Consider the following 25,925-nt stretch of genomic DNA (forward strand, 5'->3'; position numbering starts at 1 on the left):
TGCGCACTGCGGGATCCCTGCTGCGCAGCGTCCCCGCCCCCGTTGCGCATAGTCCGCGCTCATCGTTGCGCAGTGGACGATCGGGTCGTGCTGCGCAACCATCGGCGAGCCCTCGCGCGGGCGGTGAACAGGCCGCTGCGCAACCTGTGCGCTGTCGCGGCCCGGCGGCGTGGTGCAGCGAGACGCGTACCGGTGTGCGTACCGGCCGGTGGTAGTGGAGGGTGATGTGGAGCCGTTCGTCCTTGCCGTCCTTGCCGTCCTTGCCGTGCTGGCCTTCGCCGGCGGGGTGTTCGGGGTGCGGGTCGTTCACGCGCCGCCCCTGTGGGGTGCCGGGATGCTGGGCGTCGTGTTCTGGCTGGTGATCCCTATCGGCCCCTGCGTGATCGGCTTCGGCGACGTGCAGCTCGTCCTGAGTGCCGGCGCGATGCCCGGCTGGTGGGGATGGAGTGTGCTGTTCCTCGGTCTCTTGCCCGGCTGCCTCACCGTTGCTCTGTGCCGTTCTCGGTTATCGGCGCCGCTTTGAGTCCGCCTGTACGAGCGGGGGCCGTGGGACTGGACGTGGTGGAACACAGCCGGTGGTGGCAGTTGCCAGCCTCTGGACCCGGCACTGGGCTGACCTTCACCGCTGGCCGTGTGAGGGCCTGCGAACCGGATGAACAACCCACTGCCCTTCATCGGCGGGGCAGTTGGGCGGAAGACGACGGCGATCAGGCGGTCGGGAATCGGTGAGGGTCAGGATCGGGCCGATCACCACGGAGTGGTAGTGCCCGGGCTGGGGAGGCCCAACGCCTGTGGTGACTGGCCCGGGCGCCCGCGGTGTGTCGGCACCGGCACGGCCGACAAACTACCCCTCAAAGCTCCTAGCAAAGTCACCCGCAAAGGGGGCCTCAAAGCCCCTAGTGCACTCTCCACCGGTGGAGAGAGGGAAACGGCAGGTCAGGCCTGCCGGTGCGGGTGTACCGGTGGTGCCGACAACCCCTCTCACGCACACTCCGGCCCGGCAACAGGTTGGGGAAGGGAAAGGAGGAGGGAAAGGGCAGACGGCAGGGCGAGGCCGGCGCGTGCGTGCTCGGGGTCAAGGCCGCGTTGTGTCGTGTTGCGCGTCGGCCGGGGGCCTGCGCGCTCGCGGCCCGTTGAGACGGGCCGCAGGGGGAGGGACGGATGCGGGTGCACACGGCTTCCGGCTGCCGCGCCATGGCCGGCTCTGCTGTGATGGACGATGCTGCTCCGCGACGTGAACAGAGCCACGCCCTGGTTCTGTTCGCACACGAAGAGGTGACTTCGGCATGGCGTGGTGCAGCGGATCCTGTGTGCCGATGCGCGATGTCGGGGCTGGTGTGGTAGCTGGCTGCTAGTCTCCTGGCCTCGCAGATCTCAATTCGCACCCGGCCTGACCCGCCGGGCCGAGGGGGAATGATGTTGTGGAGAAGGCTGGCCACGCTGGGGGCCGTCATCGGGCTCGCGGTGGGCTTGGGTAGCACGCCGGCGAGCGCAGCGCCGGGGATCAGTACCTTCGAGAACAAGGCTGCCCCGGCCCGGAACTGCCTGGACTTCAGGGCCGACTACGGCCCCTATGTCTTCGGGTGTAACTTCACCAGCTATCAAAAGTGGTACTGGAACGACGAGTTCGAGTACACGGCGCTTCGGCAGAAGGCGACGGGGCTGTGCCTCGTGTCGCGCAACGGTCAGGCGACCATGAAGCCCTGTTCCGCGGCAGACGATGCGGCCTTGTGGACGATCACCCCGAATGAGGTGGATGGCGCCACGATCAAGAACGCTGTGAGCCACAAGTGTCTGGCTCGGATGGCGAACGACCGTGTCAACACCACCACGTGCACCGGGGGTAAGTCCCAGCGCTGGCAGATCGGGTGGATCGCCTAGCGGTCAGCAGTGACCAGGTCTTGCCGGGGTGGCTCATGGGGCGCCGGTGGCAAAGCTGGGCGGCTCGCCGAATCCATGCTCTGGCGGCGGGCCGCCCCCTTCGTGCTCTGCGGGGCGGCCAGTGACAGAACAGGCTTTTGCCGGCGCGTCTGGCGTCATGGTGCGGATGGCCTCGATGCGTGGGGTGGACGCGGCCCGTCTGGTTCTCGCGCAGTGCCTTCCGGTACGCGTTTCCCGCGCCGTCGCAGTCCGCCTATTGGCGCGAGGCATCCCCGGAGGCCGTCGGTGAAGCTGAGCATGTGCCCATTGTCCGAGGTCACGCCGAGGTGCGCTGCGCGGTCGATGCTCCTCGGTCACACCGATCTGGTGAGCCGGCTCGGTACTGAGCGCATCAGCCAACTGTGCGACCCCTCCGGTTTCCTCGACAGCGCCATCGGCATGACGCACACGGTGCTGGCGGGGCACGGCGGTGTGGGCCGAGCGGCCCGCTGTTAGGCAGCCGAGGCCGGGCAGGCAGCCCCTGCATGCATGTGCTCTTTGACGTGGTGACGGTCACCGGGCGGACGTCGAGGAGCGCGAGGGGGCTGAGGGTAGGCTCGAGCTCGCCCACGTGGGCACGACAACTGAGCGAGCGGATGCGCGGTCTCGATGCCGCGAGTGTGAACGAGATCGCCTCCAAGACCGCCGCGTCCGCACAGATCGGTTCGAGGCGTCGTTCTTGCCCAGCGCGGGCGAGGATCTGGATGCCGTCTGCAACGTCGATGTAGAGGTACGGCTGGCAGCGGACGGCTCCCGCTGGAGCGCAACCGTGTTCACTCTCGCCGAGGTCGAGCGCCTGATGAAGAGGTGGTCCCCAACAGGTGAGGAGTTGGGCGGACGCTGCTTCTGGTGTTCTGACGGACTGGTAGTCCGAGATCCCGGCATCGACAGCATGACTCAGGTACTCGTTGGCCTACTCGACGCCGGTGACTTCACGCAGGTTCTTCAGCGACTCGACGACGAGTGACTGCCACCCCATCCTCGTTCTGAAAGGATCCCTAAAGCCGGGGGTATCCACGAAGGAAAAGCGATGAAGCTCTTGAACGGCGGCGCAGGCCCACGCGGGATGGGATCGGGTCACCGCTCGCGGACAGTCGCGGCGGCGCTGTTGTGCGCGGTGCTGCTCCCCGGCGCTGTCGCGGCGTGTGACGCCGGTAGCCCCTCCGACAGCGCGGCGCGAACAGGTGCGTCGACCAGCGGTCAAGTGCCCCTCAGGTCCGGCGCTCACCAGGTCCGATTGCTGCATGCCGCAGTGCGAGAGGTCCTTCACCACGATCCAGGTGCTTTCACGCAGGGGCTGGAGTTCCGCGGCGCCACCCTCTACGAAAGTACGGGCCTTGCCGGCCGGTCCTCGCTGCGCGCCGGTCCACCCGGTAAGCCACCTACTGTCTACGCCGGACTGTCGGCGCCACTGTTCGGCGAGGGCATGACGGTGTCCGGTGCCAGACTCTGGCAACTCACCTGGCGCGACGGTATCGCCATCGAACGTGACCCCGGCACCCTCACAGAGCGCCGCCGCGTCGTCTACCGAGGCGAGGGGTGGGGTCTGTGTCATCTACGCGTTGCCGGACGTGAAACGCTGGTGATGAGCGACGGCACCGACCGGCTCTCCTTCCGCGACCCCGACACCTTCAAGGTGACAGGCGGCATCAGGGTGCGTCAGGGCGGCCAACCGGTAACGGGGCTCAACGAACTGGAATGCGCACCTGACGGCTCTGTATATGCGAACGTCTACCCAACGGACACGATCGTGCGGATCGACCCGCATACCGGCACCGTTACCGCTCGGATCGACGCCGGCGCACTGCTGACACCGTCCGAACGCCGCAGGGCCCAGGCACTCAACGGCATCGCCGCCGTGCCGGGCACCAACCAATTCCTGATCACCGGCAAGCTCTGGCCCCACATGTTCAAGGTCACCTTCGTCCCTTGACGAGTCTTGGCAGACGGCATCACATCGGTCTCTACAGGGGATGTTGACGGCCGGGATGTCGCCTTGCTTCGGGCTCTCGTGCAGCGGATGGCGGTGCCCGTCTGCGACCTCGAACGGCGGCCGCCGCGGCGATGTCGTGCTCGCTGGAAGCCCGGTCGTGGACATTGTCGACGGTCAACAAGCCCGCGTCCGGGTTCAACCCGCTCTCGCCCGCGGCCATCGTTTGCGACAGTGGGCGCTCACCCGCCCTCGTCATGTTCCCCGTCGTTCCTCTTCGCAGCGGCAGCCACGTCGGTCACCGAGCGTGGAGAGGGGTGCGTCTGGGTACTGCAGTGGGCCCGGCAGATTGCCGGGGCCTGCGGTGCAACAGCTACAGAAGCCGGCGCCGCAGGTCGTCGGGCACAGTCGCACGATCGGCTTCTTTGCTGGGCCGCCGCTACTGCCGCATCGAAGTCGGGCCGTTGGCAGAGCGATCGTGCTCCGGGTTGTCAGTGGCATCCAGTACGGGTGGAGTTCTTCTGCAGCACCCGCCGCAGGAGACCCCCGGCGCACGTCCGTCCCGCTCGGGGGTCGTGGAGCCTGCGCCGTGCGGGGTCTGCCGTGGGTTTACCGTGCGTCAGTTCTGGTCCGCGAGGCGCACGTAGTCGTAGTAGAGAGGATCCCCGTCCTCGTCCACCGGGTACTCGTAGCTGCTCTGGTTGGCCAGGACGATCTTCAGCTGCGGCAGCTCGTCGAAACCGAGGTCGTTCTCGGTGATCTCGTGGCCCCGCTGGGTGAACAGCTCGAAGAGGTCCGCACTCGGGGTGCGGAAGACGTCGAGACCGTCGAGGAGCACGCGCATGTCGGCGTCCTCGTCGAGGAACCGGAACAGCTCCACGCCGCTCAGCGCGCCTTTGGTGAAGCCGAGCATCACGTTCAGGCCGGAGGTGTCGTGCTTGAGCAGGATCTGCCCGGGCTGGGGATCACTGGAGGCGACGCGCAGCAGCCCCCATGCCTGGACCGTGTCGCGCGCCTGCTGCGCCGACATGCCGAGCCGCAGTGGCCCGACGCCGACCAGTGGCAGTAGTTCCAGTTCCATGTGCCGAGCCGCAGTGGCCCGACGCCGACCAGTGGCAGTAGTTCCAGTTCCATGTTCCGTCCTTCGCTTTTCTCGGACCGTGGGAGATGGCCCAGTTCGTCGATCACCAGAAGCCGTGGTCCGGCAAAGGAGCGCATGATGGTCGACCAGTGTCCTTCGAGTGCGGTCTTGTGGCGCTTGGCCGCGAACTCGGCGGTGGTGGTGACGTAGACGCGGTGGCCGGCGTCGACTGCGGAGCGGGCGAGCGCGACGGCCAGCATTGTCTTGCCGACGCCTGGCGGGCCGACAGCAGGACATGGGAGGCGTTGTCGAGGAAGCGCTGGGTGGGCAGATCGCGCATGTTTTCGTCGACGGCGACGAGGTCACGGGCATCATCGACTGGTCAAAGGCGGGCCAAGGTGATGCCCTGTACGACCTTGCCACCTTCACGCTCGGACACGAGGAGCACCTCGACGATGTCGTCGCCGGATATGGCACGGACATCGATCTCGACGTGATCCACGCGTGGTGGTCGTTGCGAAGCCTGCTGGTGGTTCGCTGGCTGATCGAGCACGGCTTCGACCCGTTCGCGCCGGGCTGTGAGGTCGACGTGCTGAGATCCCGGATGTGAGGCTGCGCGGGCCCGACCGCTACGCATGCGCTCTGACGCATCGAGCAGGATTCCCTCGGGCCAGCGGGCCAGCGGGCCAACGCACGCCTAGGCACTGTCCTGGCGATCAAGTGACTGTGGCTTTGTTGGATCGTTGTCCCGCTCGTGAGGCGGGGAGATCTGACGGACAACCAGTGGGGGCGGTTGCAGCCACTGCTGCCGGTGAGCACCGGGAGGTGCGGACGGTGGCGAGATCATCGACAGGTCATCAACGGAATTCTGTACCGGGTGCGGACCGGTGTGCAGTGGCGTGATCTGCCGGAGCGGTTCGGACCGTGGAAGACGGTGTACGAGCGGCACCGGTTGTGGTCGGCGGACGGCACATGGGAGTGGGTACTCCAGCAGGTGCAGGCGGCAGCCGACGCAGCCGGCCAGATCGACTGGCAGGTGTCGGTGGACTCGACGGCGATCCGGGCTCACCAGTCGGCGGCCGGTGCCCGTCACGCTCCCCCTCCCGCACTTGGGGGCCCACCAAAGGGGGCATCGGGTGCAGAACACCAGCACGAACGTCTGTGGCGGGGCCTGCTGGTGGGGGTGGTGCAGAAGGCGAGGGACTCGGCCGTTCCCGCGGTGGCTTTACCTCAAAGATCCACCTGAGCGCGGACGGTCACTGTCGGCCTTTGTCGTTGGTAGTCACGGCCGGGCAGCAAGCGGACACTACCCAGTTCATTCCGGTGTTGGAGAAGATCCGGGTGCCCCGGTTGGGTCCGGGGCGGCCGCGCAAAAGGCCGGACAGCGTCGCTGCGGACAGGGCCTACAGCAACCGTCCCTGCCGCGACTACCTGCGAAGGCGCGGCATCGCGCACACCATCCCGGAGAAGTCAGACTCCCGGGCCGCCCGCTCACGTCGCGGTAGAGGCGGCGGCCGACCACCAGGCTTTGACCTGGCGCGATACAAGAAGCGCAACACGGTGGAACGCGCGATCAACAAGCTCAAGCAGTGGCGGGCAGTGGCCACCAGGTACGACAAGCGCAGTTACGTCTTCCTCGGCACTGTCACAGCTGCCGCACTCGTCATCTGGCTCAGGTCGTGATTGCTAGTAACCGGTTGTACGGAGCCACCGCAGCATAGTGACGACTTCTTCGCCGAAGTCCTCGCACAGCACGCGCAGCTCATGGCTGGTGGCGGAGTCGAGGAGCCGTCCATCGGGGAGAGACAGGAGGGCGTTGTGACAGGCTGACTCGATGACGGAGCTCCGGGCGGCGAGATAGCCCTGGCCGCTGACCTGGTCCGCCAGGTCGACAAGGTACTGCCGGTGTGATTGCTCCCATGGGTGGGAGCGGAACGTGCCCTCGACGAGACCGTCGAGGTAGTTCGCCAGGCTGGACGTGGTTTCGGTTACTCGCTCGACCTCGACGGTGCGGGGGCTGTCGAGCAACGCGCCGTAAGTCAACAGGCTGTCGATGATCTCCAACTGGACGAGTTCAATCGTGTCCGGGTCCACTTCGGAAGCGAACAGCTGGGCTGTGCGCAGCGCGGCGACGGCTTGCCGGTACGCCTGGTCCGACTCTGGGCTGGGAGCCTCTGCCATCAAGGGAAAAAGCGATTCCAGCACGGATGGGTCGATATCCCACGCCTCGTCCAGTCCGAACGTGAGCAAGGGCGCACGCCACGACCACAGGGCCACAGCAGCGATCTGACGCTGCTGGTCGAACGTCAGGCTCGCCAACCGTTCGTTCTGCCGCACGCCCTTGGTAGCCCCTTCGCCCGCTTTACCGCTTCGCCCTCGGGCAGTGTAGGAGCCTGACAGGCTGCGTGATCGCCAGGACAGGCCCTAGGCACAGGGGCGCCGGGCGCACCGCTGCCGCCCGCCAGCGGGCCGCACCAAGCGTTCCACCATGTTTTCGCAGGGTCGGTGGGGGCGCAGCAGGGCATGTGCCGGACGTTGATGAGGCTCCTTTGTCAGGCGTAGCTGTCACGGACCAGTTTGGTTGAGCAGCTCCGGTCCGCCCGCTGGTGCTGGATGGTGTGGGTCAGCGGTGGGCGTCTTGCCATGCGGAGAAGATGGCGGCGGGGATCCGGCCGCGGTCGGGGACGTCGTAGCCGTTGGCGCGGGCCCAGGCGCGGATCGCATGGGAGTCCGTGGCGGTGCCGGGGCGGGTTGTTGTGACGGTCTGGGGGCTCTGGGCGGGCCTGCGTGCGGCAGCCGGTGTGAAGGCAGTGCCCTGGGAGAGGAGGCCGTTCGGGAACAGGGGGACGCTGGTCTGCCCGCTGAGCACGCTGAGGAGGAACTCGGTGAGCGTTCCGTCGAAGGGGAACCACCGGGGGCCGCGGGCCTCGTTGACGGTGATGGTCCACTCTTGCGGGGCGCAAGTGGCCGGGCGGTGCCAGAAGACGTACTCGCCGTTGTCGCTCACCGCGATGGGGAACAGTTCTGCCGGAGCGTGAGGAACAGGGCGGCCCTGGTCGCGGTCACGTTGCAGTTGTTCCTGGACGGCAGTTGTCATGGGGCCGGGCAGGCTGATCCAGTCAGTGGCGCCCAGCGGGTGGCGCACGCTGAGGAAGTTGCAGAAGGAGCCCGGCCCGTAGGCGGCGGCAAGCTGCTTGTAGTCGGTGGGCAGGGTGAATCCGAGAGCGTCTTCGGTGTCCTGCCAGTCGACAGTGGGGGGAGCGGCCGGCGGGGGCGAGAGGCGGGCGAGGTCGTTGAGAGTGGTCACAGGAGTCCTCGGCGGTGGCGTTGCTGCTGTTCGTGGGCTGGGTTGTCCAACATAACGTCCAGGGAGAAGCCCCGGTTTCCGTAGGCTTCCAGCTGAATGGACTTGGGGACGGAATCTTTCTCGTCATCGGTGTATTCGAGGTAGACGTTGTACTCGATGACTTCGCCCTTCTTGGCGGCGTCGTAGATGTCCTGCTCCCAGTCACGCATGTCGGGGCTGTTGGTCGGGTTCTGGGTGATGGTGAACAGGTTGTCGAGGGTGTCGCCGGAGCCGCCGAGCATGCGGGCCAGCATGTGGCCGCGGGCCTGGTTGTAGTCACCGCCGAGGAAGCCGGGCGGGCGCAGAGATGAGTTGGCTTCGGTCCCCTCGTCGAGCATGTCGCGGGTGATGACCGCGTTCATTTCGTAAGGGCGGTCGTGTTCGGCTGGGGTGAAGGAGACGCGCCGTCCCCAGGTGGGGTCGTTGTCGCAGCCGGCCAGGCCGAGCGGGTCGGCGTGCGCATCCATTGGGGCAAGGACAGCAGCTGGTACACCTTCGACCTGCAGACCTCAAGGGACGGCAGCACCTGGGACACGGCGCTCTCCGACCTGACCCGAAGCGGTCAGTACACCCTTCCCGAGGACTTCGCAGCGCCGAACGTACGCCAGATACGCATCACCGTCACCCAGGTCAGCGGCGGGGGCGCGCAGAGCGTCGCGGGCATCGCGGAGGTGATCCTTTACGGGGAACCGGCCTGAGAAGAGCCCCGCTCCACCAGCCCGGAGGACTGGGTGACCAGGACGACGTCGGCGAGATTGCCTCCGCGTACCGGCTGGATCCCGAAGACGTGTTACGGGAGGGGAAACGGCGGTGCTGGCTGAGGAGCAGCGGGAGGCGCTTCTGCGTCTCGTGGAGCGCAGGGGAGCAGCTTGTGCATGACGGAGGGTAACGGCTAGGTCAGGTTGCCGGGAGCGCAACGGCGCCGCCAGGCAACCGACTTGAAGCTCTAGAGATCTTCAATGGCTGAGGTTACGGCGGTTGGAAGTCGAGGCCGGTCTTGGCGATGAGCCCCTCGATGAGGCCGGGTCGGTACTGCATCCGTTTGAGCCGGGTCTTCACCAACGCGGTGAGCTGGTCGAGGCTGTGTTTGGTGAGGTTGGCCAGGGACCGTTTCAGGTGAGACCACACGCCTTCGACCGGGTTGAACTCCGGAGCGTATGCCGGGAGTTGGTAGACGGTCAGCCATAATCGGGCATCGATCAGCTCGCGCATGGTGTGGCTGACATGCGTGTTCAGATTGTCCCAGACCAGGACGATCGGGCCGCCGAGCTGCTGGTGCGCGGCATCCAGCAGGCGGGCATAGTCGGTCTCGGTGAAGCCCTTGCGTCGGCCTTTCGCGGGGCCGCGGTCGAGGTGGATGCGATAGATCAGCCGGGACCGGTGGCCAGACTTGGTGCAGATCAGCGCGGCCATGGACACCCGCTTGGTGCCCGCGGCGGTGACCTGCACGACGGGTGTGTTCCCGCGTCGGCCCCAGGTGCGGCCTTTGGGCGGCCTCAGCCCCTGGCCGGCTTCGTCCTCGAAGCACAGCCAGGCGCCCAGGTCCGCCGCCGTCTTTTTATGACGGGCCACTGCTCGTCCTTCCACGCGGCGATCTCCTCCTCGTCGCGCTCGGTGGCCTTGCGGGAGGGGACTTGCACGCTCCAGCCGATGCGGTGCAGCAGCAGATCCATCCCGGCCAGGGTGTACTCCACCCTGAACCGGCGGTGCACGACCTCGGCGATCCTCGCCAGAGTCCAGCACTGGTCGCTCCAGCCCGCAGCGGCCGGACCAGCATCCAACACCGCCTCCAGCAAACGCAGTTGACTTGTATCGAGTCTGCAGCGGGCGCCGCCGGGGCCCTTGGAGACCAGGGCCTGACGCCCGCCCGCAGCCAACGCCCGCCGCCAGCGGTTCGCCGACATCCGCGTCACTCTGAACTGCAGGGCCACCTCTCGGTCACTGGCACCTGCCTCGATCAGATCAGCGGCCGCCAACCGGACCTGCTCACGCCGAACCCGCTCCTCAGCCGTCAGCCCTCCGCCATCGGGATACCTCATCCCTCCGGCATAGCGCAGCCCGCGCCAGCCGTCACGATCCCACGTAACCCAGACCCTTAAAGATCTCTAGAAGAACCCAAGTTTTTTCGGGCTGCATGAAACAAGAACGTTCCTCGTCTGCTGGTGGTACAAGCCCGACTGGCTCTGTTCACGAGAACGCCTCGTGAAGAAGGCCACCCAAGGGCAGCACGGCGCGGGGAATCGGAGACGCACCAATTCGCACCTCCACCAGCGCATGCCGAGTTGGTTGAGGTCTGCGCGTCGTTGTGTGGTGAGTTTGTCGGCTCGGCGGAGGGTGTTCGCCAAGAACATGCCCAGCGCGACAGGAACACCGTCCGCGTCTCGCTCGGCGCCCGCTGCGCAGCGTGTCGATAGCCGCCAGCTCAATCGCCATGCACCACGCCGAGGTCGTGACGCATAGTGGTTCTCATGGTTCGGAGCAAGTCCCAGACCTCGTACTGGGCCTGGGCCGCAGTCTCCATCGTTTCGCCTGGTTCGGGGGCACCGCGTTCGAGGCGCTTGACCTGGCCGTAGACCTTGTTCAGGGCTTGGTTGACGACGCTCGCTCGCATGAGTACCTCTTCGGGGGCGATCATCTGCGCTTCGGAATATCGATCCCGGTGCGCGTTCTTCGCTTCGTCGAGTGCGTCGCTGTCGGCGTCCTCCACGCCGCGTTCCCTCATGACGTGCAGGTGGCGGTTGAGTGCTGTGGTGAACTGCCGTGCATCTCGGTTGAGTTCCACATAGCAGGTGCGTCGGAGTGTACGGTTTTCGCGGATCTCATCGTGATCACGAACGAGCTCTATTTCCCGACGCTTCGCTCGTTCGGAGCCGCGTTGGGTGAGTAGTGATCCTCCCAGGGTTCCTGCGACGCCTGTCACCGCGATGATCACTGAGCTGAGATCCACCAACGCACTCCGTGTACTTCTTCGGCCTCGTGCCCGCTGCACATGGCCCAGGCCGTCAAGTTTGCCGTTCCTCGGTGCGCCGGGGTTTGGCGCGCCCCTCTTGTAGTGGGCAGGGCGGCTGTACGCCTCGCTGGTGGCAAGGACTCTGCCCACGTCATGACGGGTGGCCGGGCGGCGGTTCTTCGAGCCCGGCGGCCTGCCCTAGGCCGGGCCGGGATGGTTTCGGTGCACCGGCTGGGGCCCAGGTCTTCGCCGGCCAGCCGGGCACCATCTGGTGCTTGCCCTCACCCCGGCCGAGCGTGTGGCATACGGTGTAGGTTCCGCCACGTCCTCCGCCTTCAGCGTGACACTCTGCGAGGCGGACCTGAAGGGTGTTTCCCAGCAGATCCAGCCGCGTGAGGCCGGGTGACCACCGTCCATGCTGTCGCTGCGGCGAGCAGCACGCCGATTGCGCTGTAGCCGGCGATTGCGAGTGCCCGCTCTCTTGTCATAGACACAGCATGCCGATGCCCTGTCTGCCCTGGAGGTCAGTCGCCTAACCCGACCGATCCTCGATCCTCATTGCTCCCAGGTGCGGTCACCACTCAGCGTTGTTGCTGACGTATGTGACGGCGCCATCCTCTGGCCTGTGAACGACGTCGTATCCGCGGCGTGCAGTCAAAGCCAGACACGAAAAGAGCTGGCGGCCACCTGGCCGAAGGGGGTCGGCTGAGACGTCGGCCGCTGCGGTGATCCTGGACTGGGAAGGGCACGGCTCGCACCGGCCGCTTCAGCACGCAGGTGCACAACCGGCCTTGTGGCTGTGGCGAGAGGCTTTGGACGCAAGAGCGGCGCGCTTGGGGCCGGGCCGTGAGAGTGCCATGCCGCGACGCCGTTTCCGCCCCAGGCGCGGACCCAGACGCTCGGCAGGCCGAGAAAATCGCAACTTGCGTGGCCCGCTGGAGTGCAGGAGGATCCGCTTGTCGAGTCAACCCTCTTACGCAGCTCGGGTGATACCTCGACCTCGCCTTGAGGCACCGAGCCTGGTGGGCGGGTTGCGTCCTGGGAAGTGGTGTACGGGTTGGACCTGATCCGGGGGTTTGCTCCGGTATCGGGATGGTGCCCGCATAGATGAACGGCCACAGGCGGACGACCGAGCCGATGGAGCCGGAGACGGGCGGTCGGTGAGATAGCCGCCAGGGGTCGAGCCACAGGCACTATGGATCACACGCCATCTCCCAGCAACGCAAAGGCCTCAGCATGAACTTCGCCGTGACACCGGACGAGGTACGCACCGTGTTCGGCTTGTCAGGTCTCGTCTTCTTCCCCCGCTACAACGCAACGCACAACCGGATGAACGACCGAACTGCGTTCCTCCTGAGCAGCGTCGGGCTTCCTGACACCGAGTGGTTCATGTCCAAGGCAAGCCTCAGCGCAACCGACTCCATCAACGTCGCCCAGTGGTACAGCGACCGAGGAACAGTCCCCAAGGAGTGCCACGACTGGCTCGTGCTGGGCCTCTTCGCCGACACCACTCTCGCGCTCGCCCCGGACACCGGGATGGTCTACGCGCTGGGCGACGGAGAAGACGAGTTGGTCTGTACGCCGATTCACCGAAACGTCGAATCCCTCATTTACGCACTGACCAAGTTCGAGGCCCTCCGACAGGATCTTGAGAACACCGGCGACGACGACGTAGAGGAGCGCGTCGACGGACTGCGGGCCAAGATCTCCGAGCTCGACCCGCTCCCATTCGAAGACGAGGACTCTCAGTGGAACCTCGCCTTCGAAGAGGTCATCGACGGAATCTGGTAGAGCGCACCGGGTCAGCCGGCGGGGGAGAGGTCGCATCGCCGCGCCCCACGCCTGGTCGCCCGCCACCGCGTACGGCTTTCGGGAAATGAGCCCGCCCCCTGCCCAGATGCAGCCCGCTGGAGCCGTCGTGGCCTCGGTCTCCGTCAGTAACGCGAGTGCACGCGCAGGGCCGTTGCCCGCGGCGTCGGCACCTGGCTGCACGGGTCGGGCTCCATCGGCGCCTAAATCCCAAGCTGGGCAGTCTTGCTAAGGCTTGTCCCGTAGTGATCTCTGGGTCGATCGGGAGAGGATCGGGCGGAGTGCGGGACTGCTCGTGTATCCGGCGACGCGAGATTGTGCCGTCGGGCGATGCCGGGCATGGCGTGGAGCGGTGCCTGGCGCCGTTCTGGCCGGTGTGAGCGTTGGCTGACCGGAGCTCCGATGGAAGCGCGGTGGCCTGGTTGTCGAGGGTCGGCCCTATTACGGCTTGGCGCTCGTGGTCCTACATTTCCCGGGCGGGGCGGAATTGATGCTGCTCCAGCGGGAACTCGTCCCAGAGAATCTGCGATCGGGCCTCGCCGCTCAGGACGGCGGTGAGGAACTGGGTCACGGTCATGTCGTAGCGTTCCCAGTCTTCCCCGGACTCGTCGTTGATCAGGATCGGGCGACTGTCGGGAGTGTCGCCGGGCTGGACGAGCCAGTACAGGTATTCGCCGTTGTCGGTGGTGGCCCAGCAGACCAGGCGGTTGCCTTCGGTGTCCATCTCGGCGGGCTTGTCCTCGTACTGCCACAGCGCGTCGTTGGCTTCTTCGCGCTCTGCGGAGATTTTGAGCTGGTCGTATACGTCGTTGGCGCAGCCCGGTTCCAGGAGCAGCAGGTAGCCGTCGACGAAGCCGCCTGCGTAGGTGGTGATGAGCTCTTTGTAGTCTGCGGGCAGCGCTGTGCCCAGGGTGGCTTCGGCGGCGTCCCAGTCGGGCGTCTGGGTGGGTGCGGAGGGCCGGGGCAGGATTTCGGTGAGCCGGTTCAGTTCGGGACTCATCTCGCGGATGGTTCCTTTCGTCAGTGCTTGCGGTTCCAGATGGTGACGCTGTTGGTCCCGCCGCTGTCGCTGCCGTGCGGGTGCATGGTGAAGCCCTTGTTGCCGTGGGCCTCGATGGTCACGCCGAGGGGAATCTTCGCATTACCGTCGGCGTAGATGGGCTTCACGCTGTACTGGATGATCTCGTCGTTGTCCCGGACCGCGTTGCGGACCTGGAGTTCGACTTGGCGCATCACGGGCGAGTTGGCGTAGCTGTGCATCGTGACGAAGTTGCGCGGGTCCTTGTTGGATCCGCCGATCATCGCGGCGAGCAGATGCGCCCGGTTGTAGCCCTTACCGGACTCCCAGCCGGCAGGGTCGACCTTGGGGCCAGTCTTCCCACCCAGCATGTCGCGGGTGATGGTGGCGTGCATCGACGTGGCCCGGTTGTGCGGGCCGAGGTCGCCGTACTGGACCCGGTCGCCCCAGGTGACGTCGGCCTCGTCGCACGGCTTGAGGCCCAGCGGGTCGCTCAGGGAATGCGGGTTTTCGACGTACGCGACGGGGTTGGGGGCAGGCAGCAGCCCCAGCGGGTCCTGGGTGAGGTAGCGGGCGGACTCCGGGTCGTAATGACGGAAGTAGTTGTAGTGCAGCCCCGTCTCGAGGTCGTAGTACTGGCCGGGAAACCGCAGCGGGGTGTACGCGGTGGCGCCCTTGTTCCAGGTGGTGGCGCCCCAGAGCGTGGCGCGGTTGCGCCAGGCGATGATGCCCGTTTCGTCCACGAGCTCGGTCGGGGTGCCGATCTGGTCGGTGACGATCGCGAAGAACCGCTGGTCGATGGCGTCCTGGGGCGCAGTGGCGAGTGACTTGGTTTCGGTCTGGGCGATCGGGACGCGGCCGTCGTGATCCCACGTGAGCGTGATCAGCTCGGGCGAGCCGCTGCTGTGCACCCTCTGCTCGCACAGCGTGGCTCCGTCCCAGGTGAACGTGGTGCGCTCGGTGACGGTCCTCCCGTCGGCGGCCATGCGCAGCTTCGTGGTGCGCCGGCCCAGTCCGTCGTAGGTGTACTGCCAGCGGGTGCCTTCCGGAGTGGTGACGGCGCTCAGCTGGTCGTCGGCGTTCCATTCGTAGCGCCAGGTGTCCGGCTTGCGGGACAGTCGGGTTTTCTGCCGCACCACGATGCGGCCGAGCGCGTCGTGCTCGTAGCGGACGCTCCCGGCGCGGGTGATCCGGGTGCCGGTGTAGGCACGCTCGCCGATGGCGTCGGGGCCCGCATGCCGGGTGGGCCAGGACGCCGCCGTCTGGTTCCCCATGGCGTCATAGGCGTACGTCTCGCTCCAGTTCGCGGCGCGGACTGCGGTGACGCGCCCGGCCGCGTCGAGATCGAAGCGCCGGGGCCCGGAGTGGAGGTCGTCGATGCCAGTGAGCTGACCGTCGGCCCGGTGGGAATACGTCCTGCGGTGCACGAGCCGCTGCTCGAGGCCCGCGGACACGGCCTGGCCCACGAGCCGCCCCGCCAGGTTGTAGCTGCTGGTCAATGTGGCGAACTCGCCGATGCGGCGTACGACTTCCCGCCCTGCAGCATCGTAGGTGAAGTCGATGGCGCGCCCGGACACGCTCATGCGCGCGGTGCCCTCGTCCGCGCCCTGCGTCCACGTGGTGACGGCTCCCGACGGGGTGGTCCGGCTGCGGCGCCGCCCGGCACGGTCGTGTGTGAACCGCAGCGCGGCGCCGTCCACGCTCTGCGCGGCCAGGCGTCCCGCGCTGTCGTATGTGAAGTCCAGGACGTGGTCCCGGGTGATGGCGCGGGTCATCCGGGACGCCACGTCGTAGTGGTACTGCGTGTGTTCACCGTCTGCGTTCTTGCTGCTGACCCGGCCGGCCGCGTCGAAGGTGTACGCGACGGTCGTGCCCGCGGCGTTCGTGCGGGAGACGGGCTGGCCCGCCGCGTCATAGGCGTAGCGGGACGTGAGGCCGTCGAAATCGGTCTCGCAGATCAGCTGCCCGGCCGGGTCGTAGAGGTAACTCCACGTCAAACCAAGCGAGTTGGTGACATGGGTGAGGCGCTGCTCGGTGTCGTAGCGGAAGGTGTGCGTTGCCCCGTCGGGCGCAACGCGCGAGGCGGGCAGGTCAAAGGGCCCGTAGCTGTAGCGTGTGATGCCGCCGACCGGATCGGTGTGGCTGGTGCAGTTGCCCTCCCCGTCCCAGGCCCACGACTGGGTGGCTCCGTCGGCTGCGCAACGGCGCAGCATCCGCCCTTCCGCGTCCCACCACGTCGTGGAGAGCTCCCCGAGCGGGTCGACGAGTTCGACGAGACGGCCGAACGCGTCGTAGCGGGAGCGACTCGTCGCACCCCTCGCGTCGGTGACCTCGGTGGGCAGACCGGCCGGATTCGCCAGGACGCTCACACGGCCTCCGGCCGCGTCAGTGGCCTGCGCCACCGCTCCGTTGGAGTGGTGAGTGAAACGCAGCGCGGCGCCGTCCGGGAAGACCTGAGCGGTTCGATTGCCGCGGGCGTCGAACTCCTGGCGGATGCGGGCGCCGTCGGGGCCGATCAGTTCCACCGGCAGGTGCAGCTCGTTGTAGCCGATCTTGGTCGTCGCCCCGTCGGGTGTGGTGACCTGCACCAGGTCGCCTGCGTCGTCATACTCCCAGCGAGTGGTGCGATCGAGCGGATCGGTGCGGGTCAGGAGACGGTCGTGGTGGTCCCAGGTCTGGGTGGTGATGTGGCCGAGCGGGTCGGTGATCGCGATGATCTGGCCGTGCCGGTTGGCGCGGTAGACCGTGACATGACCGAGGGAGTCGGTATACGTGGCGGTGGTGGCGCCGTCCGCGTCAGGGCCCCCGTAGGTGAGGCGAGCGTCCAGGATCCCGTCTGTGCCCCGGGTGGCGACGACTCGGTGCTGGCCGTCGTACGCATACGAGTACGCGGTGTCATTGCTGTCGCGCCAGTGGGTTATTCGATGGTCGGCGTCGTAGCCCAGGTGCAGGGGCGCGTCGACAGCGTTGCGGACCTCGGTGAGATCCCCCGCGTCGTCGTAGCAAAAGGCCCGTACGCGAACCGGCCCGTCATCGGTGAGCATCGACAGGGCCGTGACGCGACCCTGGTCGGAGTCGACCTGCACACGGTAGCCGCCGCTGTGGGTGACAGTCAGGGGGACATCGTGCTCGTCGCGCTCCACAGTGACCGCGTTGCCGTTACGGTCCTCAACACAAACCAGCCACCACACGCCGCCCTGCGCCGTGGCGCGTTCGAAGTGCCGGATCAGCCCGGAGCGCGGGTCCTGCACGGTCAAAACGTAGCTGGCGTCGCGCGTCACGTAGGCGAGCGGCAAAGGCTCTCCCTGGGCCGGATCTACCCAGTCACCAGGCAGGTCAGGCAGGCGCGGATAAGCAAGCGCGGAGCCATCCTCCCGATACCACCACAATCCGCCCAACGACTCATCCTCTTCAAGGCGTTCGTCGAGTGTGGAGGCCCATGACGGACCAAAGGAGCGTCCCGCGGCGTAGCCGGACAGATACGTGCGGCGCAGAGACAAGGGCAAAACGCCGGGCAGGTCGATGTCGGTCTGGGCGAGGATCATCTGTCCGGTGGCCATATCGACCGGGTCGCCGCAGGTGAACTTGTTCTTCAACGAGCGAGCCTGCTGGGCCAGTTGGGCGGAGGCCAACTTCAGCCTGTCGCGCAGGTTCTTGCCGCGGCCGCCATACCCGCCCGACTGGCCGTCGCCGTCCTCACCGCGGGCCTTCTTCCCGCCCTCGATGGCATTGACCTTGTCGCGGACGTCGTGATCCTTGCCCTTGTGGGTTTGCGAAGCACCCTTGACCCGCTCCGGCACGGTCTCGGTGATGTGCGTGCTGATCTTCTTCAGGGCTTTCTCGGAGCCCTTGATCGCGCCGTGCAGCACGCTGTCGAAGGCCTTCGTGAAGGGATCGCGGCCCTTGCTGCGGCCGAACGCGCCCTTGACCCGGCCCAGCGGGTCCGAGGCAGCCGTATGCATCTCGCTGCCGTGCCGCGAGACCTTGCCCGCGCCGTCTTCGAACTCGACGTGATTGATACGGGTGACCTTGCCCGAGCCAGCGCCGGCATCGCCGGCCGAGTCAAGATGCATTCCGCCCTTGCCGCCGTGCCCGCCGCCACCACCCCCGTTGGCCGGCGGCATGTGGAACGCGCCGTCGGCCAGGTCCAGGACCATGTCCTCGACCATCGCCTCCAGCTTCGCGTTGACCGGCTCGGTCAGCTTCGCGATCACCTCGTCGACGATCCGGTCGACCGCTTCGTCGATGATCCGCTTGACCACCTGACGCATCGCCTGGATCTCGGCCGCACCGAGAATCGCCGACAGACCGCCCGTCACCCAGGCGAGGCCGATCGACAGGCCCACCGAACCTGCCATGATGGCGAGTTCGGCCTCCGCCTTGTGCTTCATCCACTCGATGATCTCGGCGAGCACGTCACAGGCGTCCGCGAACAGCCGGGCCAGCTCCGGGAGTTTTTCCAGGTGACTGGTCTTGATCTGGTTCCAGTGCTTCTCCATGGAGTCGACGGCCCAGCCCTCGGAGGAGGACAGGATCCGGGAGAACGCCTTGTGCGCGTCGCCGCCGTGGCCCTCGAACTTCTCCGCGAACTCCCGCATGGTGGTGGCCATTTCGCGGTAGTCGTCCTCATCCACGTTCGGGAAATTGATCCCGATGAAGTCCAGAATCTCGTCCAGCCAGCCCGGAATCGTGTAACCCATGCCCCTACTTCCCCCGTGTCCCAACGCCCGCTCGCGGGCGCGACGTTGCCCCGTATGTGATCAAGAACCCTAGTGGACGGCAGTGACGCAGGTGAAGGCAGCAAGCTGGCCGTTTGGGACATGCACCACACCGCCAAGCTTCGCGGTCAGGGCAGCGGGGGACCAGCGCATGACGTGCACGGCGTAGGAATTGTCCGGTGCGAAGGCCGCCGTCGGCCGGGCCACGGTCACCGCGGACGGCGGCTACCGGGGCACCGGCCTGCTCATCCCGCACCGCCGCGAACGCGGCCAGACCGAACTGCCTGCATGGAACGAGGAACACCACACCTCCCACCGCACGGTCCAAGCCCGCGTCGAGCACGTCTACGCGCGGATGAAGACCCGGAAGATCCTTCGCGACTGCCGTCTGAAGGGCGACGACGTTCACACCGCGATGCTCGGCATCGCCCACCGGCACAACCTCGCCCTCACGAGAGAGCTCCCGCCCCATCAAAGACCTTGGCGTGCGTGACGCCGGAACTGCGCCCTCCACGCGAAGGGCAGCCTCCGGGTGCAACGGGGCCAGTGAGGGCCGATCCTGGTGGCAGGGCCATGTCGGCCCCGCCCGGCGGCGAACCGACGGCTGACTGCCGCCGTGCCGGAGAAGTGAGGGATACCCGCAGAAAGGATGACGGGACCATGGCGAACAATCTCGTTGGCAAGTCACAACAGGACGAGATCTCCGGGGTCTACGGCGGAAACGACGTCAACGGCAACGGCGTGGTCGGGGAAACAAATGGCACAGGTCACGGAGTCTTTGGCCAGAGCGCAACGGGTCATGGAGTGGCCGGAAGGGCATGGGCTTTCGGCAAACTCGGGGTCTGGGGTTTTTTCACCGACAGCGAGGAAACCCCTCGAGATGGTGCGCACTTCGTCGTTCCCGCCTCTGCCGGTGTCAAGGGAACAACAGCCAATGAGGCTTCAGTTGGCACAGATCCTCAGCTCGGGCTGAAGACAGTATCGGGTGTCGTAGGAGAAGTAACTCTGCCGGGACCCGGGTTTGGATACGGAGTCCTCGGGCTGGGACACAACGACGAGGGTGTCGTCGGTTGGAGCGAAAAAGGAGCCGGCGGAAGTTTCGTCGGCTTGAAAGGCCCGGGGATCACTGCGAAGTCCGAGGAACGCGGACAGATCCAGCTCGTACCCAGAGAGGTTGCCTTCGGCGCAGACGCTCAAGGAAATCCCCGCCCGAAACTGCCGAAATTCGCAAAGGCCGGCGAGATGGCGATGGTCACCAACGAGGGCAAATGCAGTCTCTGGCTGTGCGTCAATTCCTGGCGGGCTGGCGGCGGCATAGTTCCGCAAACGGACGCCCGTTGGGCAGAAGTGAAGCTGGGTGCTGCGTTCAGCGGCGAGACGGGCTGACCGCGGGGCGGCGTTTCGCCTTGCGTAGAAGCAGCTGAGCGACAAGCCGCGGCTCACGGACCACCAACCAATGCCCCTACACCTCTTGATCCAGCACCAGCCGAGAATGCAACCATGGCCGAAGAAGAGCACAACCAGGCAGCAGACGCTCATTCCTGCCATGCGCGGCCGAGGTAACTCGGCCGCTGGACCTCGACAACACGGTCGGCCTGCCGCAAGACCGACGCGCGCGGCACCTGCCCCATGTGGTACGCAAGCCGCTACGCGAACGCCCCAGCCTGCCCGAAGAGTTCTTCGCCCCGTCGACAGCCACAACCATCTACGACCCGGCCCCCAGCTTCTGCCGCTGATTCGTCGAGCCGGCGCTCTACGCATTCGGACGCCGCCAGGTCATGACAGCACTGCTAGACGATGTGCGCAGGGATACGGGCGCACAGAGAGCGGGCCTGGTACTGCGCGCACGTGCCGCTGCGCGCGGACCGGTCACCACTCTACGTACCCGGTGGGAGTCGTGGCCCACGCTCGCATACGCGCTTTGGGCCTGGCCACGCTCGACGCCTGGACCCGAGTCCTCTCTGACACGCTGCGCTGGTAGCGCGCCATGGGGTTACTCGACAGCGACCCACTACCCGCACGCTATGCGAACTACCACACCGAGCCCGGGGAACCGGACAGGGGCCATAGGAAGTCGTCGACAGGGCCGGAAACCGATGGCTGCCTTCCTGTACGTCAGCATCGGCGAAGAACAGTCACTGGGGACCGAGTTCGAGCGCATCCATGAGCCTTTTCCCACCTCATCCCTGTACTGCTCATCGGCCTGCTGACGACTGAACCGGTCTGTAGCGGGGTCGTGACCAGCAGATCCGCAGTCTGTCCCGGCGGCCCAGACGCTTCGCCGAGCATGGTCAGCGGCGCTGACAGCCGGGTTAGCAGGGGCTTAGCCCTCCGGCAGCTCCCATGAGGCGAACCAGTGGGGGAACGGTCCGGCGGAGGGCGGGAAGGCGAACGGCGGGGTGCGGTCGGTGAGCAGGCGCAGCACGAACTCGCCGGTGCCGCAGTCGAAGCGCTGCCACTCACCGTCCAGGTACTGCACCAGAACCGGCCAGTCGTCGGGATCGGCCGGTCCGGTCAGCCAGTGGAAGGTCAGCTCCTGCTCGGAGGTCCCCCATATGAGCACGCCGCCGGCCGCGGGGTGGACCGGGTATGGCCGGTACAGGTCGGCGTACCGCGCCATGTCCTGGCCCCAGGAGACTAGATCCGTTCCCAGCGCACCCGGCACCAACAGGTCCAGGTACTCGTCGAAGCTGCCCGCGCCGAAGGCGTCGACGATGTCCTTGTAGTCACCGGGCAGCGCGGTGCCCAGCGCTGTCTCCGTCGCGGCCCAGTCGACGCCGCACCGATCGGGCTCCGTCCGCCCGGTGGCCTCCCGCAGCAACGCCACCCACTCGACCCCGGGCGGGCGGGTGAACGCGCGCCGGGCGAGGATCACGACGCGGCGCGGGCCATCGGCGGTGGCCGTCACGCCGTATCCGAACCAGTGCTCGGCCAGCACCCACCCGCGCAGCTCCAGCAGCCCGCCCTCCCCGCCGATGGGGAGCCCACCCTCCCCGCCCACCGGCGGACCGTCGGGCACCCCTGCCGCCCTACCCCCGACGACCCAGGCACGTACCGGCAGACCCGCCCCGTCAACCACGTCCGCAGCGACGCGCTCCAGCTCGGCCAGATCCTCCGCGTCACTGGGCACACAGACATGCCCTGCCCCATGAATGGGCAGCGGGCAGTGCAATTCGGGCGCGCGCCAGGCGTCGTTCAGACGGGCGCGCAGAGCTGAGGCGTCCACGCGGCCAAGTGAACAGCACGGCACTGACATTGAGCCTTCTCAACCTGCATCAGCAGTACGCCGTTGAGCTGACAACAGGATGAAGCCCCTGGTAGGTGGGTTTTCAGCCAAGATCACTAGTCTGTCAGGAGCTTCCGCGTGCTTGTCTACCCGTCGGTATCGACCTGTCCAGCCGCTCTCTGCAGCACCTATCCGGTCTCCTCGCAGGCCACCGTCGACGGATCGGCTCCCGCTGGCGTCGCCTGATCTGTGGCCGGCAGGCCGTGCTCGTCCTGGCCCACCTGCGCTGCGGCGACACCTACGCCCGCCTCGCAGCAGGTTTCCGCGTCGGAATCGCGACGGTCCACCGGTACATACGCGAGGCCGTGGACCTCCTGGCCGCTCTCGCGCCCACGCTGGAACAGGCCATAACGACGGTGCGGGAAGAAGGCGTACGTGATCCTCGACGGCACCGTACTGCTGATCGACCGCATCGCCGCCGACCTCCCGTACTTCTCGGGGAAGAAGAAGCACCACGGGATGAACGTGCAGGTCCTCGCGGATCCAGCCGGCCGCCTGATCTGGGCCTCGGACCCGCTGCCCGGAGCCGTGCACGATCTGACCGCGGCCCGGACCCACGGCATCCCCCCCCGGCTCTCGCCGCTGACGACGTCAAGTGCTGGGCTGACAGGGCGTATCAGGGCGCAGGCCCTGCTGTCTGCGTCCCGTTCCGGGGCAAGAACCTGCGCGGCTGGCGTCGTCGTCGCAACCGCGATCACGCCAAGATTCGCAGCCTCGGCGAACGCGCTATGGCCACCCTCAAATGCTGGCGCCTCCTGAGGAAGCTCCGCTGCAGCACCACCCGGATCACCGCCGTCGTCCGTGCCATCGTCGCACTCGGACTCGCCGCCTGATCACGATGGAAAAGGCTCCATGTCTGCCACCGGTTCGCGCGACGTGCCGGGTCTGCTATTGTTGATCTTGAGCTGACCGACGGAACTCCTGTCGGCACGCTATGCGTTGGTGGTCCAAGGAAAGACGTCCCGCTTCCTGCGGGGAGATGCAGGTGCAAGGCCTGCCCGGCGCTCCGTGAAGACCCCGTACCCACATCTGTGGTGCGGGGTCTTTTTCACGTCTGCTGCCCGCCCTGGGCCGGCGACGGGCTGGTCCAGGTGCCGTGGAGTTCGGGCGGCGGCGCTGTTACTCACTTTCGGGTGACGCCGGCCCGCTCGCCGAGCCGCCGGGCATGACGGATGCAGCGCGGCGGCCAGTAGCGGCAAGGGTCTGTGAGCTGCCGGACCATCAATTCGACACATAGGTCACATAGGTGGATGTTGCAGGCGACTGTCACGGCAGTGTGGGCATACGGCAACGCGTGCCGTGTTGGATCCGCGGCGAGTCGGCGGGGGAGCAGGGTGTGCGTGCGCGGCCGGCCGGCCGCCACCCGAACACCGCACCACTCCGGCTGCTCTTGGGGGGCTGCCGGGCGGGTGCCCGCATGATGCAGGGAGATCCTGTGACCGTATCCACGTCCGCTCGCCGTCTGACTGCTGCCGCGCTGACCGTCGCGGCTGGCACCGCGGTGATCGCGGTGCCGGCGTCCGCCGCCGACCACGGCGCACAGTGGCGGAGCGTCGAGATCAGCCGCGTGCAGTACGACTCCCCGGGATGGGACACCCGTTCCAACCGCTCCCTGAACCAGGAGTGGGTGGAGATCACCAACAACACCCGCCGCAGCGTGAACCTGGATGGCTGGACACTGGCGGACGAGGACGGCCACACCTACACCTTCGACCACTACCGCCTCGCCGGCCGTGCCACGGTCCGCGTCCACACCGGCATCGGCTACGACACCCGCCACGACGTCTACCAGAACCGCCGTACCTACGTGTGGGACAACCGCGTTGACACCGCGACCCTGCGCAACGACCGTGACCGCTTCGTCGACGACGCTTCCTGGGGCCGCCACCACTACCACCGCTAGAAGCACCTGAGCCGAACGCTGCGGAGGCCGTGGCCCCTGGCTGCGGCGGCCAGGACGACAAGCGTGGGGCGGACTGATGCTCGACAGCCCGCCCCACTTCACCCCTCTGGGCGCGCTCTGCACTGACAGGCATCGCCGTGGGCGGGTGCTGAACTTCGTACGGAGATGTACGAGCGCTAACTGATGGCCTCAAACGGGCAAGGCCGCGGCACCCGTGTCGAGTTCCACCCCCTCAACCAGTCTCAGGTCCCCGTCCCTGCCAGCGTGACGTTTCCTTCCGCACCCTCAACGTGCGCCAGTGGGACCGGATGGTCGACGCATGGGCCGCTGATGACGACGAGGCCATTGACGAGGCCTGGTTCGACGGCATCACCGTCGACCTCGGATCCGACTACGGCGCCTACGAGTACGTCATGAACATCGGCTTCGCCGCCTGATCAAGGTCTGTCAGAACTTCACCGCACCGTCGGCTTCGACGCAGCATCTGGGCAAGGGCGGACACGTTCAGCAGGGAGCGGATTCTGCGTGTCTCGCCGCCTCCAATCGCGGAGATACTCATCCCTGCTTCGTGCAGGGCACGGAAACGGCAGAGCCATCCATGCTCCGAGTGCGAAATCATCGAGACCGGCCCCCTTCGCCTCCTGCCAACTCGCGCGATGGCTGTCCCGCGACCACTGGACCTACTCGCGTGATCGTTACGACACGCCCGTGATCAACCCGAACAAGTGCGTTAATGAGCCTGCACCTGCTTCTGCAGACCAGCTTGGATATGGAGGGCCCGCTCTGGGCGCCACACTGAAGTCGCCGGAGGGCAAACGATAATCCTCAGGTAAACGGGTAAGTTCCCCCTCCTGAAACATGCCGCCTGCCCTCAAGCACACACGGGGCAGAAGACGGACGCTACAAAGGAGACCGCATGGAGCGAACCAAGCACGTCAGCAGTGACGGGCGTCGCCGTGTCGATGCCCTCGGCCCGTCTGTGATTCCCGGTTGGGATCTCGTCTACGACCACCCCAAGGACGGTGCCCAGGTCATCCGCCGGGAAGAGAGCACCTACGCCTTGGCCTGCACGGTGCACCGGCACGCCAAGGCGCTGTCCACGCAGAACGAGGAACGCCCGTGGCGCGAGCGTGGCGGCTGGTGCCCGGGATGCGTGGCCGGACTGCCCCCGGTATCTGGAGAGACGGCCTGACCCACCGGCCTGGAAAGGGGGCGCACGTCGAGTGACTTCGCCGACCTTGTACTTGTGCCGCTGCCTTCCTTTGCCGAGTGGACGCCGTCGTGCCGAGGTTGACCTTCGCATACAAGTTGATGTGGTTTCTGCTTGTGCCGGCGGCGGGGGATGGTGAGTTCAACAGCGCGCGGGGAACCAGTGATTGTGCAGGGACGTCCTCATCTGCTAGTGAAAGGCGTCCGGTGCTGTTGAGGGGGCGGATGAGTATGTCGTGGCGTAGGAAGATCATCGTTGTGGTGGTCGCGGTCGTGCTGACGGTATCGACGCCGTTCTTCTGGCTGCTCAACAACCCGGACACCGGCCAACTGGTTGCCGCTTCGGTCCAATGCGCCACCGGTGTCGCCGCCCTGGTGTGGGCACTCATGCAGTCCCCGGCCACCCCGGAGCCGGGGGTCGCAGCGGTTGATACCGGCAAGGCCAAGGCCACAGGTGGAGGCCGGGCGGCCACCGGCGTGCAACGCCCGCAGCAGGGTGGGAGCGGGCCTGTTAGGGCGGAGCGAACCGGGGACGCGACCGCAGATGGTCCCGGCAGCAGCGCGAACACGGGAGTCGACTTCAGCTGACCCGGCCGGGACGGTTACAGCATGTGGGAGGAACAGCGTCCAATGATGAGATGGCCCAACCGTCGCCCCGGCCCGGACGATGCCCCTGGCGCTGGTCCTGGGGACGCCGGCGCAACGCCTGAGCCGTCCGTTCCTTCTGCCGCGGACGCCGGCAATGCCGCAACTCG

At 66.8% G+C, this 25,925-nt stretch carries 23 protein-coding genes and 4 pseudogenes; 16 read left to right on the plus strand and 11 right to left on the minus strand.

What is annotated here, in order from left to right; translation table 11 throughout:
• Nucleotides 1-226 precede the first annotated feature (226 nt).
• The 5 genes from ACFC96_RS44005 (at nt 227) to ACFC96_RS44025 (ending at nt 3,853) form a co-directional block, all read left to right on the plus strand.
• Nucleotides 227-523 carry a hypothetical protein gene (locus ACFC96_RS44005; protein WP_376618227.1) on the plus strand — a complete coding sequence of 99 codons (297 nt, stop codon included), beginning with the start codon at nt 227-229 and terminating at the stop codon, nt 521-523.
• An 890-nt stretch (nt 524-1,413) separates the two neighbouring features.
• Entirely contained in the window at nt 1,414-1,881 is a 468-nt protein-coding gene (locus tag ACFC96_RS44010; RefSeq protein ID WP_376618229.1) for an RICIN domain-containing protein, read from the plus strand.
• Nucleotides 1,882-2,223: 342 nt separating this feature from the next.
• Entirely contained in the window at nt 2,224-2,376 is a 153-nt protein-coding gene (locus ACFC96_RS44015; RefSeq protein WP_376618231.1) for a hypothetical protein, read from the plus strand.
• A gap of 223 nt (nt 2,377-2,599) precedes the next feature.
• Nucleotides 2,600-2,887, plus strand: coding sequence for a hypothetical protein (locus ACFC96_RS44020; RefSeq protein ID WP_376618233.1), 288 nt, complete (start codon nt 2,600-2,602; stop codon nt 2,885-2,887).
• A gap of 63 nt (nt 2,888-2,950) precedes the next feature.
• A complete protein-coding gene (locus ACFC96_RS44025; protein ID WP_376618235.1) occupies nt 2,951-3,853 on the plus strand; it encodes a glutaminyl-peptide cyclotransferase in 903 nt (300 codons plus the stop codon).
• A 616-nt stretch (nt 3,854-4,469) separates the two neighbouring features.
• Here ACFC96_RS44025 and ACFC96_RS44030 read toward each other — a convergent pair.
• Together ACFC96_RS44030 and ACFC96_RS44035 are read right to left on the minus strand one after the other, a co-directional pair.
• Nucleotides 4,470-4,880, minus strand: a complete 411-nt coding sequence (locus tag ACFC96_RS44030) for a hypothetical protein (protein ID WP_376618291.1) — start codon at nt 4,878-4,880, stop codon at nt 4,470-4,472.
• A complete protein-coding gene (locus tag ACFC96_RS44035; protein ID WP_376618236.1) occupies nt 4,769-5,191 on the minus strand; it encodes an ATP-binding protein in 423 nt (140 codons plus the stop codon). The genes ACFC96_RS44030 and ACFC96_RS44035 overlap by 112 nt, the downstream gene beginning before the upstream one ends.
• Nucleotides 5,192-5,259: 68 nt before the next feature.
• Between ACFC96_RS44035 and ACFC96_RS44040 the strand changes: the two are divergent.
• Nucleotides 5,260-5,541, plus strand: a pseudogene (locus ACFC96_RS44040) (phosphotransferase); the annotation flags it as partial.
• A gap of 144 nt (nt 5,542-5,685) precedes the next feature.
• Nucleotides 5,686-6,614 (plus strand): IS5 family transposase gene (locus ACFC96_RS44045; protein WP_376618238.1). Its coding sequence is split into 2 segments (ribosomal slippage): nt 5,686-6,019 and nt 6,019-6,614, totalling 930 coding nucleotides; the frame shifts between segments, so codons are not numbered across the junction.
• Nucleotides 6,615-6,617: 3 nt separating this feature from the next.
• Here the strand turns inward: ACFC96_RS44045 and ACFC96_RS44050 are convergent.
• The 3 genes from ACFC96_RS44050 to ACFC96_RS44060 form a co-directional block, all read right to left on the minus strand.
• Entirely contained in the window at nt 6,618-7,268 is a 651-nt protein-coding gene (locus ACFC96_RS44050) for a hypothetical protein (RefSeq protein WP_356360452.1), read from the minus strand.
• A 286-nt stretch (nt 7,269-7,554) separates the two neighbouring features.
• On the minus strand, nt 7,555-8,238 hold the full coding sequence (locus tag ACFC96_RS44055; protein WP_376618240.1) for a histone-like nucleoid-structuring protein Lsr2: 684 nt from the start codon (nt 8,236-8,238) through the stop codon (nt 7,555-7,557).
• Nucleotides 8,235-8,744 (minus strand): DNA/RNA non-specific endonuclease, encoded by a 510-nt coding sequence (locus ACFC96_RS44060; RefSeq protein ID WP_376618242.1) that lies wholly within the window; start codon nt 8,742-8,744, stop codon nt 8,235-8,237. Before ACFC96_RS44060 ends, ACFC96_RS44055 begins: the two co-directional genes overlap by 4 nt.
• Here ACFC96_RS44060 and ACFC96_RS44065 point away from each other — a divergent pair.
• Nucleotides 8,733-8,975 (plus strand): hypothetical protein, encoded by a 243-nt coding sequence (locus ACFC96_RS44065; RefSeq protein ID WP_376618244.1) that lies wholly within the window; start codon nt 8,733-8,735, stop codon nt 8,973-8,975. The genes ACFC96_RS44060 and ACFC96_RS44065 overlap by 12 nt on opposite strands.
• 271 nt (nt 8,976-9,246) lie before the next feature.
• Here ACFC96_RS44065 and ACFC96_RS44070 read toward each other — a convergent pair whose 3' ends face one another.
• From ACFC96_RS44070 to ACFC96_RS44080, 3 genes are all read right to left on the minus strand, one after another.
• A complete protein-coding gene (locus tag ACFC96_RS44070; protein WP_376618246.1) occupies nt 9,247-9,864 on the minus strand; it encodes a transposase in 618 nt (205 codons plus the stop codon).
• Nucleotides 9,774-10,316 (minus strand): winged helix-turn-helix domain-containing protein, encoded by a 543-nt coding sequence (locus ACFC96_RS44075; RefSeq protein ID WP_376618248.1) that lies wholly within the window; start codon nt 10,314-10,316, stop codon nt 9,774-9,776. The genes ACFC96_RS44070 and ACFC96_RS44075 overlap by 91 nt, the downstream gene beginning before the upstream one ends.
• Before the next feature lie 383 nt (nt 10,317-10,699).
• A complete protein-coding gene (locus ACFC96_RS44080) occupies nt 10,700-11,224 on the minus strand; it encodes a hypothetical protein (protein WP_376618250.1) in 525 nt (174 codons plus the stop codon).
• Between the two features lie 1,239 nt (nt 11,225-12,463).
• Between ACFC96_RS44080 and ACFC96_RS44085 the strand changes: the two genes are divergently transcribed.
• Nucleotides 12,464-13,018: an SUKH-4 family immunity protein gene (locus ACFC96_RS44085; RefSeq protein ID WP_376618252.1), complete on the plus strand. Its 555-nt coding sequence runs from the start codon at nt 12,464-12,466 to the stop codon at nt 13,016-13,018.
• A 481-nt stretch (nt 13,019-13,499) separates the two neighbouring features.
• On the opposite strand, the gene ACFC96_RS44090 is transcribed toward ACFC96_RS44085, so the two are convergent.
• Nucleotides 13,500-14,036 carry an SMI1/KNR4 family protein gene (locus tag ACFC96_RS44090; RefSeq protein WP_376618253.1) on the minus strand — a complete coding sequence of 179 codons (537 nt, stop codon included), beginning with the start codon at nt 14,034-14,036 and terminating at the stop codon, nt 13,500-13,502.
• A 20-nt stretch (nt 14,037-14,056) separates the two neighbouring features.
• On the minus strand, nt 14,057-18,778 hold the full coding sequence (locus ACFC96_RS44095; protein ID WP_376618254.1) for a DUF6531 domain-containing protein: 4,722 nt from the start codon (nt 18,776-18,778) through the stop codon (nt 14,057-14,059).
• 163 nt (nt 18,779-18,941) lie between these two features.
• Between ACFC96_RS44095 and ACFC96_RS44100 the strand changes: the two are divergent.
• Together ACFC96_RS44100 and ACFC96_RS44105 are read left to right on the plus strand one after the other, a co-directional pair.
• Nucleotides 18,942-19,265: pseudogene (locus ACFC96_RS44100) on the plus strand (transposase); the annotation flags it as partial.
• A 167-nt stretch (nt 19,266-19,432) separates the two neighbouring features.
• Entirely contained in the window at nt 19,433-20,158 is a 726-nt protein-coding gene (locus tag ACFC96_RS44105) for a hypothetical protein (RefSeq protein WP_340458307.1), read from the plus strand.
• 937 nt (nt 20,159-21,095) lie between these two features.
• Here the strand turns inward: ACFC96_RS44105 and ACFC96_RS44110 are convergent.
• On the minus strand, nt 21,096-21,998 hold the full coding sequence (locus tag ACFC96_RS44110) for a hypothetical protein (RefSeq protein WP_376618255.1): 903 nt from the start codon (nt 21,996-21,998) through the stop codon (nt 21,096-21,098).
• A 158-nt stretch (nt 21,999-22,156) separates the two neighbouring features.
• Here ACFC96_RS44110 and ACFC96_RS44115 point away from each other — a divergent pair.
• The 5 genes and pseudogenes from ACFC96_RS44115 (at nt 22,157) to ACFC96_RS44135 (ending at nt 25,758) form a co-directional block, all read left to right on the plus strand.
• A pseudogene (locus tag ACFC96_RS44115) lies at nt 22,157-22,891 on the plus strand (transposase family protein).
• Nucleotides 22,892-23,478: 587 nt separating this feature from the next.
• A complete protein-coding gene (locus ACFC96_RS44120; RefSeq protein ID WP_376618293.1) occupies nt 23,479-23,961 on the plus strand; it encodes a lamin tail domain-containing protein in 483 nt (160 codons plus the stop codon).
• Between the two features lie 192 nt (nt 23,962-24,153).
• Nucleotides 24,154-24,398 (plus strand): annotated as a pseudogene (locus ACFC96_RS44125) (transcriptional regulator); the annotation flags it as partial.
• Between the two features lie 479 nt (nt 24,399-24,877).
• The gene (locus ACFC96_RS44130; RefSeq protein ID WP_376618257.1) at nt 24,878-25,153 is read left to right on the plus strand and encodes a hypothetical protein; all 276 of its coding nucleotides are present in this window, start codon (nt 24,878-24,880) and stop codon (nt 25,151-25,153) included.
• Nucleotides 25,154-25,230: 77 nt separating this feature from the next.
• Nucleotides 25,231-25,758: a hypothetical protein gene (locus tag ACFC96_RS44135; protein WP_376618259.1), complete on the plus strand. Its 528-nt coding sequence runs from the start codon at nt 25,231-25,233 to the stop codon at nt 25,756-25,758.
• Nucleotides 25,759-25,925: the final 167 nt, after the last annotated feature.

Origin of the sequence: Streptomyces sp. NPDC055955, from assembly GCF_042270245.1 — a bacterium.
Lineage (GTDB): Bacteria > Actinomycetota > Actinomycetes > Streptomycetales > Streptomycetaceae > Streptomyces.

Coding starts and splice junctions, on each gene's coding strand:
- ACFC96_RS44105 (WP_340458307.1), top strand. CDS start 19,433: ATGGCGAACAATCTCGTTGGCAAGTCACAACAGGACGAGATCTCCGGG.
- ACFC96_RS44130 (WP_376618257.1), top strand. CDS start 24,878: ATGGAGCGAACCAAGCACGTCAGCAGTGACGGGCGTCGCCGTGTCGAT.
- ACFC96_RS44120 (WP_376618293.1), top strand. CDS start 23,479: ATGCAGGGAGATCCTGTGACCGTATCCACGTCCGCTCGCCGTCTGACT.
- ACFC96_RS44025 (WP_376618235.1), top strand. CDS start 2,951: ATGAAGCTCTTGAACGGCGGCGCAGGCCCACGCGGGATGGGATCGGGT.
- ACFC96_RS44015 (WP_376618231.1), top strand. CDS start 2,224: ATGCTCCTCGGTCACACCGATCTGGTGAGCCGGCTCGGTACTGAGCGC.
- ACFC96_RS44085 (WP_376618252.1), top strand. CDS start 12,464: ATGAACTTCGCCGTGACACCGGACGAGGTACGCACCGTGTTCGGCTTG.
- ACFC96_RS44030 (WP_376618291.1), bottom strand. CDS start 4,880: ATGTCGGCGCAGCAGGCGCGCGACACGGTCCAGGCATGGGGGCTGCTG.
- ACFC96_RS44035 (WP_376618236.1), bottom strand. CDS start 5,191: ATGCTGGCCGTCGCGCTCGCCCGCTCCGCAGTCGACGCCGGCCACCGC.
- ACFC96_RS44090 (WP_376618253.1), bottom strand. CDS start 14,036: ATGAGTCCCGAACTGAACCGGCTCACCGAAATCCTGCCCCGGCCCTCC.
- ACFC96_RS44075 (WP_376618248.1), bottom strand. CDS start 10,316: ATGAGGTATCCCGATGGCGGAGGGCTGACGGCTGAGGAGCGGGTTCGG.
- ACFC96_RS44010 (WP_376618229.1), top strand. CDS start 1,414: ATGATGTTGTGGAGAAGGCTGGCCACGCTGGGGGCCGTCATCGGGCTC.
- ACFC96_RS44060 (WP_376618242.1), bottom strand. CDS start 8,744: ATGGATGCGCACGCCGACCCGCTCGGCCTGGCCGGCTGCGACAACGAC.